Raw genomic sequence first — 13,612 nt, forward strand, 5'->3', positions numbered from 1 at the left:
GTCCGAGCCTGCGGGCCCCGCGCGGAACTGAGCACGGATCGCGAACGCGCCGCCCCGGCGCGCCCTCGCCACGCCGAACTCCCAGACATTTTTAATTCAGGAAGATTAGTTCAGATGAAAACCGCACAGGAACTCCGCGTCGGTAACGTGTTCATGATCGGTGCCGATCCGATGGTCGTGCAGAAGGCCGAGTACAACAAGTCGGGCCGCAACGCCGCGGTCGTCAAGATGAAGTACAAGAACCTGCTGACCGACGCACCGGGCGAGGCCGTGTTCAAGGCCGACGACAAGTTCGAAGTGGTCGTGCTGGATCGCAAGGAATGCACCTACTCGTACTTCGCCGACCCGATGTACGTGTTCATGGACGCCGACTACAACCAGTACGAAGTCGAAAGCGACAACATGGGCGATGCCCTGCACTACCTCGAAGACGGCATGAACGTCGAAGTGGTGTTCTACAACGACAAGGCCATCTCGGTCGAAATGCCGACCACGCTGGTGCGCGAGATCGTCTACACCGAGCCCGCCGTCAAGGGCGACACCTCGTCGGGCAAGGTGCTGAAGAACGCCAAGATCAATACCGGCTTCGAACTGCAGGTGCCGCTGTTCTGCAATATCGGCGACAAGATCGAAATCGACACCCGTACCGGCGAATACCGCAGCCGCGCCAACTAAGGCGAGGCAGACGGACCCTCGCGGTCCGTGCCGAGACGAAAAAAGGGCAGCCCGACCGGCTGCCCTTTTTCGTTGCGGCGCGATGATTGCCGCGAGCGCTGCGGCCTCAGCCGATCAGCGCCTCGTCGCGCAGCTGCCGCAGCGCGCTGCGATAGCCCGCGTCCTGCTCGAGCTTGTTCCAGTCCATCGCCTTGCCGCGCGCGAACAGCCGGCGCACGCGCCGTTGCGAGGCCTTGTCGATCGACACGTCGAGCTCGGCCAGCAGCTGGTCGGCGCGCTCGGGATGATTGCAGATCAGCACCATGTCGCAACCGGCATCCAGCGCGGCACGCGCGCCCTGCGTGACGGTGCCCGCGACGCTGGCGCCCTCCATGCTGAGGTCGTCGCTGAAGATCACGCCCTCGAAGCCGAGCTGGCCGCGCAGGATGTCCTGCAGCCAATAGCGCGAGAAGCCGGCGGGATTGGGATCGACCTTGGGGTAGATCACGTGGGCCGGCATCACCGAGGCCAGCGTCATGCCCATCCACTGATAGGGCCGCACGTCCTGTTCCAGGATTTCGTCCAGCGTGCGCTCGTCGACCGGCACCGCGACATGCGAATCCGCCTCGACGTGGCCGTGCCCCGGGAAATGCTTGCCGCAGTTGGCCATGCCGGCCAGCAGCAGGCCATGGGTCAGATGGTTGGCCAGCATCGCCACCACGCGCGGATCCGCGTGGAAGGCGCGATCGCCGATCACGCCGCTGCGCCCGTAATCGAGATCGAGCACCGGCGTGAACGACAGGTCGATATCGCAGGCGCGCAGCTCGGCCGCCAGCACATAGCCGCACGCCACTGCCGCCCGGGTCGCGGCCAGCACGTCGCGATCCCACAGCTCGCCCAGCTTTGCCATCGCCGGCAGATGGGTGAAGCCGTCCGTCTTGCAGCGCTGCACCCGCCCGCCTTCATGGTCGATGCAGATCAGCACGTCGTCGCGCAGCGCGCGAATCTCGCGCGTCAGCGACACCAGTTGCGCGCGCGACTCGAAGTTGCGCGCGAACAGGATCACGCCGCCGGTCAGCGGATGCGAGATGCGGCGCGCATCGTCGGCGTCCAGCTGCTTGCCCTTGACATCCAGCACGACCGGGCCCGGTCGCTTGCCTGCGTTCTTCTTGGTCATCGGTGAAAGAGAGGGAGTTATCTGGGTAGGGACACGCCCGAGGTCTCGGCCGGCCCGGTCCGTTCCGCGATCGCGAAGGCGACCGCATAGTCGTGTTCGTCGCTGACGCTGACGCGCACCGTCAGGCCGCGTTCGTCCAGCCATTGCGCCAGCTCGCCGTGGCAGTGCGCATAGGGCTCGCCGGACGGCAGGTTCAGCAGCTCCATCGCGCGCCAGGTCATCGGCCAATGCATGCCCAGGCCGATCGCCTTGGAGAAGGCCTCCTTGGCGGCGAAACGCGTCGCCAGGAAGGCCAGGCCGCGCTTTTCGACGCGCGCGCGGCGCCGATGATAGACGGCAAGCTCCTGCGGGCCCAGCACCTTCTCGGCGAAGCGGCCGCCGGTGCGGGCCATCACGCCGCGCACGCGCTCGATCTGGATGATGTCGGTGCCGACGCCGTAGATCACGCCGGAGCCTTCGGCGCGGGATAGCGCGTGCCGAGCCGGGCGGCGACCATGATCGCCTTCATCTCGCGCACCGCGTTCTGCCAGCCGGCGAATACCGCGTGGGCGACGATGGCGTGGCCGATATTGAGTTCGGCGATGCCCGGCAGCGCGGCGATCGGCTGCACATTGGTGTAGTGCAGGCCATGGCCGGCGTTGACCACCAGGCCATGCTTCAGGCCGGTCTCGACGCCGTCGGCGATGCGGCGGAATTCCAGCGCCTGCGCCTCGGGCGTCTCGGCATCGGCATAGCGGCCGGTATGCAGCTCGATCACGGGCGCGCCGCTGGCGGCGGCGGCCTCGATCTGCTCGGCCTGCGCATCGATGAACAGCGACACGCGGATGCCGGCGTCGGCCAGCTGGCGGCACGCCGCCTTGACCTGCTCGAATCGCCCCGCCACGTCGAGCCCGCCTTCGGTGGTCACTTCCTCGCGGCGCTCGGGCACCAGGCAGACGTCCTGCGGACGGATCTCGCAGGCGATGTCCAGCATCTCCTGGGTCAGCGCGCATTCGAGGTTCATCCGCGTGGCCAGCTGCGGCCGCAGCGCGCGCACGTCGGCATCGCGGATATGGCGGCGGTCCTCGCGCAGATGCAGCGTGATCAGGTCCGCGCCGGCCTCCTCGGCCTGCAGCGCGGCCTGGATCGGATCCGGATAGACGGTGCCGCGCGCGTTGCGCAACGTCGCAACGTGGTCGATGTTGACGCCGAGCGCAATGACGCCGGGATGAGCGTGGAAAATCATAGGGAGATCACAGGGCTTGCAGGTCGATCAGGATCTGGCGCGTCTTCAGTGGCACGCCTTGCAGATGATAATGCAGAAGAAAGCGCATCAGCGCGCGGCCCTGCGTGACGGTCTGCGGCCGGCTGTAGTCGTCGCGGGACATGTCGAGCAGCGTCTGCCCCGATACCACCGGCCACGACGATGGATCGCTGGCATGCGCGCGCCGCACGCCGCGCTCCGGCTGGTAGACGTAGTCGAGCCCCGGCTGCACCGCCTCGCCGGTCGAGGTACAGCGGTCGAAGGCCACCGCGAAGCCGGTCTCCTGCAGCAGCACGCGCTCGAACCCGCGCAGCACCAGTCCGGCCGGCTCGCCCTGCCCCAGCCGCGTCAGCGTCGCCATGTAATGGCGGAACAGCGCTTCGTGGGCGTCCTCGCGCGGGCAGAAGCGCAGCAGCAATTCGTTCAGATAGAAGCCGGACAGCAGGGCCTCGCCGGCCAGCGGCGGCATGCCGCCGATCCACTCCGCCTTGGTCAGTGTCTTGACCTCGCCGCGCCCGCTCCACGACAGCGAGATCGGCAGGAAATGCTGCAGCACCGCGCGCAGCGCAGAATGCGGGCGCTTGGCGCCCTTGGCGACCAGCGCCATGCGGCCATGGTCGCGCGTGAAGACATCGACGATCAGGCTGGTTTCGCGATACGGCCAGGCATGCAGCACGAAGCCCGGCTGATTGACCACGCGCAGCTCGGTGCGCGCCGGTACGATCCGCATCGCGCGATCCATCATCGCGCGCGCGCCGGCCAGCTCGGCGCCGACGCTGTCGAGCACTTCGGCGGCTTCCTCTGCCACCGGGTCCGCGCGGCGCGCGGAGGCGGTCCCGCGCCGCGCAGGCGCCGGGACCGCCGGGCGGTCACTCATATCCGTAGGCACGCAATCCGGCTTCGTTGTCGGCCCAGCCGCTCTTGACCTTGATCCACAGCTCCAGGTAGACCTTGCCGTCGAACAGCTTTTCCATGTCCAGGCGCGCCTCGGTGGAGATCTGCTTGAGCTTGGCGCCCTTGCTGCCGATCACCATCGCCTTGTGCGCATCGCGCTCGACCAGGATGGTGGCGAACACGCGCCGCAGCCGGCCTTCGGTCTCGAACTTGTCGATCACGACGGTGCTGGTGTACGGCAGCTCGTCGCCGGTCCAGCGGAACACCTTCTCGCGGATGATCTCCGAGGCGAGGAAGCGCTCGCTGCGGTCGGTCAGCGCGTCGGTGTCGTACATCGGCTCGCCTTCCGGCAGATAGGGCCGGATGATGCCGAGCAGGCGTTCGATATGGTCGCGCGTCTTGGCCGACATCGGCACCACCTCGCGGAACGGAAACTGGTGTCCCATCTTCTCGAGGAAGGGGAACATGATCTCCGAACGCCGGTCGCCGGGCAGACGGTCGATCTTGTTGACCACCAGCAGCACCGGCGTATTGCGCGGCAGCAGCGTCAGCACCTTCTCGTCGTCGGGCCCGTACTGGCCGGCCTCGACCACGAACAGCACCAGGTCGACCGACGACAGCGTCGAGGTCACGGCGCGATTGAGCGAACGGTTCAGGGCACTGGCATGCCGGGTTTGGAAGCCCGGCGTATCGACGAACACGTACTGCGTATCGTCGGTGGTCTGGATGCCGACCAGCCGATGGCGCGTGGTCTGGGCCTTGCGGGAGGTGATGCTGATCTTCTGGCCGACCAGCGCATTGACCAGGGTCGACTTGCCGACGTTGGGCCGTCCGACGATGGCCACGGTGCCGCAGCGGAATGCTGCGGGCGGGTTTGCCGCCGCGGAGTCCGTGGACTCCGGCTGCGGGCGATTCGATTCGGTCATTCCTTCAACCTGAGAGACAACTGCGGATCCGGGGGAACGGGCTGCTTGCGGGTCTTGCCGGTGCGTTCGGCGCGGCTGCGCTTGAGCAGCTGGGGCACCAGCCGCTGCACCTCTTCCAGCGCCAGCTTGGCGGCGGCCTGTTCGGCGGCGCGGCGCGAGGCCCCGGTGCCGAATACCTGCACCTCCAGTTTAGGCACGATGCATTCGACTTCAAACTGCTGGTTATGGGCGGCGCCGTGGGTCGCGATCACGTTGTACTGGGGCAGCGCGATCTTGTGGCCCTGCAGGTATTCCTGCAGCAGCGTCTTGGCGTCCTTGCCGAGCGTGCGGGGATCGACCTGCTCGAGGATCGGGATATAGAGCTTGCGAATCAGGCTGCGGGCGGCCTCGAAACCGGCGTCGAGAAAGACCGCGCCGACGATGGCTTCGAGGGCGTCCGCGAGGATCGAGGGGCGGCGGAAACCGCCGCTTTTCAGCTCGCCCTCGCCCAGCCGCAGCGACTCGGACAGCTGCAGCATCTGCGCGATCTCGTACAGCGCCTGCTGCTTGACCAGATTGGCCCGCACCCGCGACAGGTCGCCCTCGTCGAGCTTGCCGAACATGCCGTACAGCATGTCCGCGACGGCGCAGTTCAGCACCGAGTCGCCGAGGAATTCCAGCCGCTCGTTGTGGTGCGCGCTATGGCTGCGGTGCGTCAGCGCCTGCTGCAGCAATTCGGGCTTGCTGAAACGGTAGCCGAGTCGTTGCTGCAAGGCGTCGAGGTTCATGTCAGTACTGCGTTCCCGAAGAGGTAATCGAATGGCGCGCTCCGGCCGGCGGCCGCCGTTTATTGGAACGACCCCACCCGGCCCAGGTTGCCGAGATTCATCCAGATCAGGAATGCCTTGCCGACGATATTCTCGTCCGGCACGAAGCCCCAATAGCGCGAATCCAGGCTGTTGTCCCGGTTATCCCCCATGACGAAATAGTGACCCGAGGGCACCTTGCAGGTCACGCCCTGCTGATTGTAAGTGCAGTTTTCGCGGAAGGGAAAATCCGGGTCGGCACCGGCCACGAAGGCCGGCCGGTCGGCGTCGTTCAGGATGCCATGGGGCGCGCCGCCCGGCAGGGTTTCCTTGTAATGCTTGGAATACGACAGCCGCTCCTCGTCCAGATAATCGGGCAGCGCGTCGTATTGCGCCGGCTTGCCGTTGACGGTCAGCCGCTTGTTTTCATAGGTCACCACATCGCCGGGCACGCCGATCACGCGCTTGATGTAATCGAGCGACGGATCCTTCGGATAGCGGAACACCATCACGTCGCCGCGCTGCGGCTCGCCCAGCGAGACGATCTTCTTGTTGATCACCGGCAGGCGCAGGCCGTATTCGTACTTGTTGACCAGGATGAAGTCGCCGATCAGCAGCGTCGGGATCATCGAGCCGGACGGGATCTTGAACGGCTCGACCACGAACGAGCGCAGCACGAACACGGCCAGGATCACCGGGAAGAAGCTGGCCGAATATTCGAGCCACCAGGGCTGGCGCAGCTTTTCCTCGGCCAGCCGGCTGCGCGAGGATTCGAAGTCGGTGCCCGAGCCGTGCCCCGGCATCGCGGCGCGGCGCGCATCGAACTCGGCCAGCGCGGCCTGCGCCGAAACGCGGCGCTGCTTCTGAAACACCAGCTTGTCGGCTACCCAGGCAATACCGGTGATGACCACCAGCACAAAAAGGATCAGTGCAAAATTCATGACGGCTAGATCGTTGGCGAAATCTTATTGGTACGAACCGGAGGGCGTGTGGGCTGGACCGGCGCTGCGCCGATTCGCCACGCTTGCCGTCCGGCGCGTCATTTCTCTTCCACCTGCAGGATGGCCAGGAACGCTTCCTGCGGAATTTCCACCGTGCCGACCTGCTTCATGCGCTTCTTGCCGGCCTTCTGCTTTTCCAGCAGTTTCTTCTTGCGCGAGATATCGCCGCCATAGCATTTGGCCAGCACGTTCTTGCGCAGTGCCTTGACGTTTTCGCGCGCGATGATGTTCGAGCCGATCGCCGCCTGGATGGCGACGTCGTACATCTGGCGCGGAATGATCTCGCGCATCTTCGCGGCAACTTCGCGGCCCCGGTATTGCGAATTGGAACGGTGCACGATGATCGAGAGCGCATCGACCTTGTCGCCGTTGATCAGGATATCGACCTTGACCACATCGGAAACGCGGTACTCCTTGAACTCGTAGTCCATCGACGCATAGCCGCGCGATACCGATTTGAGCCGGTCGAAGAAATCGAGCACGATCTCGGCCATCGGAATCTCGTAGGTCAGCTGCACCTGCTTGCCGTGGTAGCTCATGTTGACCTGCGTGCCCCGCTTCTGCGTGCACAGCGTGATCACCGAGCCGACGTAATCCTGCGGCATGTACAGGTTGACCGTGACGATCGGTTCCAGGATCGCGTCGATCTTGCTGGGGTCGGGCATCTTGGCCGGGTTCTCGACCTGCGCCATGGTGCCGTCGCGCATCTGCACCTGGTAGACCACCGTCGGCGCGGTGGTGATCAGGTCCATGTCGAACTCGCGCTCGAGCCGCTCCTGCACGATCTCCATATGCAGCAGGCCGAGGAAACCGCAGCGGAAGCCGAAGCCCAGCGCCTGCGAGACCTCGGGCTCGAACTGCAGCGAGGCATCGTTCAGGCGCAGCTTCTCCAGCGATTCGCGCAGCGCCTCGTACTGGTTGGCCTCGACCGGATAGAGGCCGGCGAACACCTGCGGCTTGACTTCCTTGAAGCCCGGCAGCGGCGCCTCGGCCTTGCGCGTCACCGTGGTGATCGTGTCGCCGACCTTGGCCGCCTTCAGTTCCTTGATGCCGGCGATCACGAAGCCCACCTGCCCGGCCGACAGCGCCTCGCGCGGAATCGATTTGGGCGAGAAGATGCCGACCTGCTCGACCAGATGCTGCGAGCCGTTGGCCATCAGCAGCACCTTGTCCTTGGGACGCAGCGTGCCGTTGACCACGCGCACCAGCATCACCACGCCGACGTAGTTGTCGAACCACGAATCGATGATCAGCGCCTGCAGCGGCGCGTCGGGGTCGCCCTTGGGCGGCGGCACCTTGGCGATCAGCGCCTCGATCACGTCCTCGACGCCCTGGCCGGTCTTGGCCGAGCACGGGGTCGCGTCATGCGCGTCGATGCCGATCACGTCCTCGATTTCCTGGATCGCGTTGTCGGGATCGGCCTGCGGGAGGTCGATCTTGTTGAGCACCGGGACGACCTCGACGCCGAGCTCGATCGCGGTATAGCAGTTGGCCACGGTCTGGGCCTCGACGCCCTGCGAGGCGTCGACCACCAGCAGCGCGCCTTCGCAGGCGGACAGCGAGCGGCTGACTTCGTAGCTGAAGTCGACGTGTCCCGGCGTGTCGATCAGGTTCAGGTTGTAGAGCTTGCCGTCGCGCGCCTTGTAGCTCAGCGCAGCGGTCTGGGCCTTGATCGTGATGCCCCGCTCCTTTTCGATATCCATCGAATCCAGGACCTGGGCCTCCATTTCGCGGTCGGAAAGGCCTCCGCACAGCTGGATGATGCGATCGGCCAGGGTCGATTTCCCGTGGTCGATATGGGCAATGATCGAAAAGTTACGGATATGGTCCATCGGTTGGTCAGGGGAGCGCCGCGGCAGCGCATTGGCAACGGGCGATGGCGACGTACGCGCATCCGGCCGCGGCACAGCATGTCATGGGCGGAGGGACGGGCGGCCCGCCGGGCGCGCCTGGGCCCGGCCGCAGGTTGGTGGCGCGCTTGGGCCCGACCGTTTCACAGGGTCGGCGGCTTTCGCGCCAGACGGCGATTTTACCGGATTTTCAAGGGGGTCCCGGTGCTCAATCGCAGAGCGAAGCGGGAAAATGCCGTGGCAACGACGGCGGCATCGATATCGCGGTCGTCCGGGCGCAGAAAAGCGCCCTGGACCGACCGCGCAGTCCGCCCGGAAAGGCGCCGGCGCCCCGCTTGCGCGGGGACGGCCGGAGCGCATATCTGGGGCGTTTTTTTTCGCGCCAGTCGGCCTCGGTCCGACTCGCCCCCCTTCAACCCGACTCGGCCTGCCTCAGCGTGCGCCGCCGTTCGGGCGCAGCGTCAGCACCTGGGTGGCGTCGCCGCGGCGCACGAAGACCGCCGCCATCCGGCTCTTGTCCAGGCCGCGCACCAGTTCGTTGAACTGGCGGGCGCTGGTCACATCGGTGTCGCCCAGGCGCAGGATCACGTCGCCCGGACGAATGCCGGCACGTGCCGCGACGCCTTCGGCCGCCTGGACCTCGACGCCGGACTTGATCTTCAGCTCGCGCAACCTGGCCTCGGACAGATCGCCGACCACCAGTCCCAGCGCATTGGGCTTGGCGCCCGCCGCGCCGTCATCGCCCGGCGTGGTGCCGGCGCGCGGACGCGGCTTGGCATCCGGCTCCAGCTCCGCCACCGTGATGGTGACCTCGCGGGTCCCGCCCTTGCGCCACAGCTGCATGGGCACGCGCGTACCCGGCTTGGTCTCGCCGACCAGGCGCGGCAGGTCCGAGGCGCGTTCGATATCGCGGCCGTTGAACTTCAGGATGATGTCGCCCGCCTCGATGCCGGCCTTCTCCGCCGGACCGCCCGGCTCGACGCTGCCGACCAGTGCGCCGCGCGCCCGGCCCAGGCCCAGCGAATCGGCGACTTCCTTGGTGACGTCGCCGATCGCCACCGCGATACGGCCGCGCGTGACCTTGCCGGTCGACTTCAGCTGCTCGCTGACGCGCAGCGCCTCGTCGATCGGAATCGCGAACGAGATGCCCATGTAGCCGCCGCTGCGGCTGTAGATCTGCGAATTGATGCCGATCACCTCGCCGCGCAGATTGATCAGCGGTCCGCCCGAGTTGCCGGGGTTGACCGCGACGTCGGTCTGGATGAACGGCAGGTAGTCGCCGGTGTCGCGCCCCTTGGCCGAGACGATGCCGGCGGTCACGCTGTTGTCCAGGCCGAACGGCGAGCCGATCGCCAGCACCCATTCGCCGACGCGGATCTTGTTCGAATCGCCCATCTGCAGGCGCGGCAGGCCATTGGCATCGACCTTCAGCAGCGCGACGTCGGTGCGCCGGTCGGTGCCGATCAGCCTTGCCTTGAACTCGCGCTTGTCGGGCAGCGTGACGTAGATGGTCTCGGCGTCGGCGACCACGTGGGCGTTGGTCATCACGTAGCCGTCCTGGCTGATGATGAAGCCCGAGCCGACGCCGCGGCTCTGCTCCTCGCCCTGCGGCGGCTGGCCGCGGCGCGGCGTTCCCGGCGGCGTCGGCGCGCCCGGCATCGGGATGCCGAAGAAGCGCCGGAAGAACTCGGCCATCTCCTCGTCCTCGGGCGTCATGCCGCGCGAACGCACGCGCTCGGTGGTGCGGATATTGACCACGGCCGGGCTGACGCGCTCCACCAGGTCGGTGAAGTCGGGCAGGCTGTAATTGGAAGCGGTGGCCTGCGCATGGACCGGCGTGGCCAGCATGGGACCCGCCGCCAGCACGGCGGCCAATGCCATGGTCCTGGCCACGGCGTAATAGTTTGACGACATGGTCGACTCCCGCGAGTTCAGCGTAACAGGGTAAGCAAGCCGGGGCGTCCGGTCCAGTCAGGGCCAGCCCGAAGGGTGTCCACGCAACCGTGCGGAGAACATCCGAAGAATTGCCCGGCGTGTGCAGGCGGGCGCGCCGGCGCGCGCCGCATCCCGGCTCAGCGTGGCTTGGGCGCGCGGTATTCCACCGCGGCCGCGAACTGCTTGACCGTGGCCGCCGGCACCTCGCCGACGACGGTGATCCAGAAATCGGCGACCTTGCGCACCACCACCTGGGTCGCGCCCAGCGAGGCAACGCCCTCGCGGCGCACCCGCTGCTCCGATACCGGTTCGATGAATACCGACAGCCCGGTCAGGCCATCGCTGTAGACGACCTGCAGCACCTCGAACACCTGTTCGCGGCCGCTGCCTTGCGCGCTGCGCAGATCGCCCAGCGGGCGACGGACCTCGCGAATCTTCTGGAAACCCTTGACCGGCACCGTGATCAGCCAGCCCTCTTCGGCGATATTGGCCGGCTGGTAGTTGATCTCGTAGCGCTGCCAGTTGGCGGCGCTCTTGATCGCGCCGAGGATCTTCTGCTTTTCGGACGGCACGCCGATCTCGATCTGCGAGAACGCGACCTGCTCGAGCACCTTGCCGCCCTCGCCGATGGTCTGCGCACGCATCAGCAGGCCGGAGTGCTTCTCGGCCCAGAGGCGGACCGCATAGCGGGCGCCGTCGTGCGGCACCAGCGAGAAGACTTCGCATTCCATGCCCGCCACGCGTTCCGGCGACAGCCTGCGCATCTCGTAGAGATCGAGCACATCGCCCTTGTTGGTGGCAAGCAGTGCCGGGAAACGGTCCTTGGCGTCCTGGCGCTCGACCACCACGAGCTTGGCTTCGGGGATCAGGCTATGGACGATGTCGTTCTGGCGCAGGACCTCGCGCGGCTTGCCGTCGAGCGTCTCGAGCCGCTCGTACTCGTTGTGCACCAGGTCGCTGAAATGCTGGATGCGCGAGGCATGCATCACGCTGCCACGCTGGTAGATCAGAGTACCGACGTAGTTTTCGCGCTGCGCGGCGCGGTGGATCTTGCCAAGCCAGGCCGCGGCATCGCGGCGCGCCAGCGTGGGCTCGGGCGTCTGTGCCGTCGCCACCGCGGCCGTCAGGCACAAGGCGAGAAAAAAGGACCTCCTCAGGGCCCTTATTCCTTGTGCGCCCGCTGCATGGGCGGGCGCCCATCCTTTTTGCATGTCCGGCATTATTCCTGCGTGTTGTCCTGAGAGAAGCTTGCACTATTGGCGACGTTGCGCATGGTCGGCACCATGGCGTTGGTCGTCACGGACACCCGGTGAGCCCGCAGGTACTCGTCCAGGCGCGGATCGCGGATCATCTGGCCGGCATCGGCGGCGACGGTCAGCACGCCGGTGGCCTTGGGCGCCGCGGGGACGCCTTCACTGGTGCTGGCGACGATGGCGCCGGGCGCGGCCGGATCGGCATCGCGCATTTGCGGCACCACCACCCAGCTGACCGCCGCGACGGCGGCCGCGATCGCGGTACCCGGCATCACGCGGCGCACCCACGACGGGCGCAGCAGCAGACGGTGGCGGCGTACCGGCGCATCGGCCAGCGCGGCCGGCGCCAGCAGATGCGGCTCGTCTTCGAGACGGCTGGCGAAGCGCGACACGAAGGCCGCGGTCGAGCCGGCATGGGCCAGCTCCTCGGAACGCAGCGTATCGCCGATCAACTGGAACACCGACCATTGCTCCTGGCCCGGCTCGCTTTTCGCGAGCGCCAGCACGGCCTCGAATTCATTCGGCGCCAGTTCGCCGTCGATCAATGCGGAAATCTGCTCCGCTGCCTCGGGCGCATGAACCGATTGCCTGTGAGCCTGACCCATTTCCAACCCCTCGATAACCATCGAACACCGAACAATCCCGTCACAATACTGTCGCTTCTCGATGCAGGAGCAGGCTGCAACGCTGGCCGCACGACATGTCTTTGACTTCTACCACCGCTTGCCTTCTGCCGTTCCCAGCAGCGGGCGTAATTTTTCCGCAATCGCTTCGCGTGCCCGGAAAATGCGCGATCTGACCGTACCGATCGGACACCCCATCGCTTCGGCGATTTCCTCGTAGCTGAGGCCTTCGATCTCGCGCAGCGTGATGGCGGTTCGCAATTCCTCCGGCAGGGCCTCCATGGCGCGGTTGACGGTGTCTGCCACCTGGCGCGTATGGAGCATCGACTCCGGCGTATTGATATCCCTTAGTTGCTCACCATCCGCAAAAGTTTCAGCCTCTTCGGCATCGATGTCGCTGGACGCCTCGGGCCGGCGGCCCTGCGTGGCCAGGTAGTTTTTGGCCGTGTTGACAGCGATCCGATACAGCCAGGTGTAGAACGCCGATTCCCCGCGGAATTGGGGCAAGGCGCGATATGCCTTGATAAAGGCATCCTGCGCCACATCCTCCACTTCAGCGGGGTCCCTGACCAGACGCGAGATCAACCGGATGATCTTGCGGTGGTATTTGGCCACCAGCAGTTCAAAGGCCCGCTTGTCGCCCTGCTGGACGCGTTCAACAAGGAGCTGGTCGGCTTCGCGTTCGCTCACGAATAGTTCACCTGCAGTGTATCTCTTGGTATCGCTGTCAAAACAAACGTTGTATTTTACCTACGCCGCACCCCGCGAAACCGCCGTGGAGCGAAAAGCGTATTGACAGCCGGGGCGAATGCCACCGGGCGTCAGTATGCATTAAGCGGCACCGCTTGGGCCGCCGATCGTGTTCAAAGCGGCCCAGAGGACGCATGCAGCGCCCGCAGCATCGCTCGCCGCGAGGCACCGGAGGCGCTGTCCCGATCGTCCGGAACGCCACCGCTGCCCATCACCAGCACGGGTGGCACGGCGGCTTGCCCGGACTCCACAGGCGCCAGCCGAAGCACCGCGGCAACCCCGCCCAACTGCCAGCACGCCACCACGCGGGCCCTGACTTGGCCGCCGTCGGGCAACGCGACGACGATCCGAGCCGGCGAACCGCCCGGCGCGACGCCGGCAAGGCGGCATGCCGCCGCCCGCCACGCCCCTCGCCAGGTACGGCCACCCGACAGCATGGCAGCCACTGCCAGGACCGCCCAACACAGCGGCGCCGTCTCGCCCGCCGCCCAACCCTGCCCTGCCCGCCACAGCAACCACAG

The 13,612-nt window shown here is 66.4% G+C and carries 13 protein-coding genes; 1 reads left to right on the forward strand and 12 read right to left on the reverse strand.

Features of this window, described 5'->3' with window-relative positions; genetic code table 11:
- The first annotated feature begins 114 nt into the window (after positions 1-114).
- On the forward strand, positions 115-675 hold the full coding sequence (efp, locus tag KZ686_RS13975; RefSeq protein ID WP_006578548.1) for an elongation factor P: 561 nt from the start codon (positions 115-117) through the stop codon (positions 673-675).
- 106 nt (positions 676-781) lie between these two features.
- Here efp and nagZ read toward each other — a convergent pair whose 3' ends face one another.
- From nagZ to rpoE, 12 genes are all read right to left on the reverse strand, one after another.
- Positions 782-1,831: a beta-N-acetylhexosaminidase gene (gene nagZ, locus KZ686_RS13980; protein WP_149317045.1), complete on the reverse strand. Its 1,050-nt coding sequence runs from the start codon at positions 1,829-1,831 to the stop codon at positions 782-784.
- Between the two features lie 17 nt (positions 1,832-1,848).
- Positions 1,849-2,277 carry a holo-ACP synthase gene (acpS, locus tag KZ686_RS13985; protein ID WP_150082686.1) on the reverse strand — a complete coding sequence of 143 codons (429 nt, stop codon included), beginning with the start codon at positions 2,275-2,277 and terminating at the stop codon, positions 1,849-1,851.
- On the reverse strand, positions 2,274-3,056 hold the full coding sequence (gene pdxJ / locus KZ686_RS13990; RefSeq protein ID WP_265632657.1) for a pyridoxine 5'-phosphate synthase: 783 nt from the start codon (positions 3,054-3,056) through the stop codon (positions 2,274-2,276). The genes acpS and pdxJ overlap by 4 nt, the downstream gene beginning before the upstream one ends.
- A 7-nt stretch (positions 3,057-3,063) precedes the next feature.
- The gene (recO, locus tag KZ686_RS13995) at positions 3,064-3,951 is read right to left on the reverse strand and encodes a DNA repair protein RecO (protein ID WP_149317042.1); all 888 of its coding nucleotides are present in this window, start codon (positions 3,949-3,951) and stop codon (positions 3,064-3,066) included.
- On the reverse strand, positions 3,944-4,894 hold the full coding sequence (gene era, locus KZ686_RS14000) for a GTPase Era (RefSeq protein WP_150082689.1): 951 nt from the start codon (positions 4,892-4,894) through the stop codon (positions 3,944-3,946). The genes recO and era overlap by 8 nt, the downstream gene beginning before the upstream one ends.
- Positions 4,891-5,661: a ribonuclease III gene (gene rnc, locus KZ686_RS14005; RefSeq protein ID WP_149317040.1), complete on the reverse strand. Its 771-nt coding sequence runs from the start codon at positions 5,659-5,661 to the stop codon at positions 4,891-4,893. The genes era and rnc overlap by 4 nt, the downstream gene beginning before the upstream one ends.
- A gap of 59 nt (positions 5,662-5,720) precedes the next feature.
- The gene (gene lepB / locus KZ686_RS14010; protein ID WP_149317039.1) at positions 5,721-6,620 is read right to left on the reverse strand and encodes a signal peptidase I; all 900 of its coding nucleotides are present in this window, start codon (positions 6,618-6,620) and stop codon (positions 5,721-5,723) included.
- 98 nt (positions 6,621-6,718) lie between these two features.
- Positions 6,719-8,512 carry a translation elongation factor 4 gene (gene lepA / locus KZ686_RS14015; RefSeq protein WP_150082691.1) on the reverse strand — a complete coding sequence of 598 codons (1,794 nt, stop codon included), beginning with the start codon at positions 8,510-8,512 and terminating at the stop codon, positions 6,719-6,721.
- A gap of 450 nt (positions 8,513-8,962) precedes the next feature.
- Positions 8,963-10,444 carry a DegQ family serine endoprotease gene (locus KZ686_RS14020; protein ID WP_149317037.1) on the reverse strand — a complete coding sequence of 494 codons (1,482 nt, stop codon included), beginning with the start codon at positions 10,442-10,444 and terminating at the stop codon, positions 8,963-8,965.
- A 158-nt stretch (positions 10,445-10,602) separates the two neighbouring features.
- Entirely contained in the window at positions 10,603-11,676 is a 1,074-nt protein-coding gene (locus KZ686_RS14025) for a MucB/RseB C-terminal domain-containing protein (RefSeq protein WP_226107549.1), read from the reverse strand.
- Between the two features lie 8 nt (positions 11,677-11,684).
- The gene (locus tag KZ686_RS14030) at positions 11,685-12,323 is read right to left on the reverse strand and encodes a sigma-E factor negative regulatory protein (RefSeq protein ID WP_265632658.1); all 639 of its coding nucleotides are present in this window, start codon (positions 12,321-12,323) and stop codon (positions 11,685-11,687) included.
- A 108-nt stretch (positions 12,324-12,431) separates the two neighbouring features.
- Entirely contained in the window at positions 12,432-13,031 is a 600-nt protein-coding gene (gene rpoE, locus KZ686_RS14035; RefSeq protein ID WP_006578764.1) for an RNA polymerase sigma factor RpoE, read from the reverse strand.
- Positions 13,032-13,612 lie beyond the last annotated feature (581 nt).

It is taken from the genome of Cupriavidus cauae (assembly GCF_026210475.1).
Classification (GTDB): Bacteria; Pseudomonadota; Gammaproteobacteria; order Burkholderiales; family Burkholderiaceae; genus Cupriavidus; species Cupriavidus cauae.

Bases quoted from the DNA above. Each gene is read 5' to 3' on its own strand.
- efp (WP_006578548.1), top strand. From the start codon at position 115: ATGAAAACCGCACAGGAACTCCGCGTCGGTAACGTGTTCATGATCGGT.
- KZ686_RS14025 (WP_226107549.1), bottom strand. From the start codon at position 11,676: ATGCAAAAAGGATGGGCGCCCGCCCATGCAGCGGGCGCACAAGGAATA.
- lepA (WP_150082691.1), bottom strand. From the start codon at position 8,512: ATGGACCATATCCGTAACTTTTCGATCATTGCCCATATCGACCACGGG.
- lepB (WP_149317039.1), bottom strand. From the start codon at position 6,620: ATGAATTTTGCACTGATCCTTTTTGTGCTGGTGGTCATCACCGGTATT.
- rnc (WP_149317040.1), bottom strand. From the start codon at position 5,661: ATGAACCTCGACGCCTTGCAGCAACGACTCGGCTACCGTTTCAGCAAG.
- pdxJ (WP_265632657.1), bottom strand. From the start codon at position 3,056: ATGATTTTCCACGCTCATCCCGGCGTCATTGCGCTCGGCGTCAACATC.
- KZ686_RS14020 (WP_149317037.1), bottom strand. From the start codon at position 10,444: ATGTCGTCAAACTATTACGCCGTGGCCAGGACCATGGCATTGGCCGCC.
- KZ686_RS14030 (WP_265632658.1), bottom strand. From the start codon at position 12,323: ATGGGTCAGGCTCACAGGCAATCGGTTCATGCGCCCGAGGCAGCGGAG.
- era (WP_150082689.1), bottom strand. From the start codon at position 4,894: ATGACCGAATCGAATCGCCCGCAGCCGGAGTCCACGGACTCCGCGGCG.
- recO (WP_149317042.1), bottom strand. From the start codon at position 3,951: ATGAGTGACCGCCCGGCGGTCCCGGCGCCTGCGCGGCGCGGGACCGCC.
- nagZ (WP_149317045.1), bottom strand. From the start codon at position 1,831: ATGACCAAGAAGAACGCAGGCAAGCGACCGGGCCCGGTCGTGCTGGAT.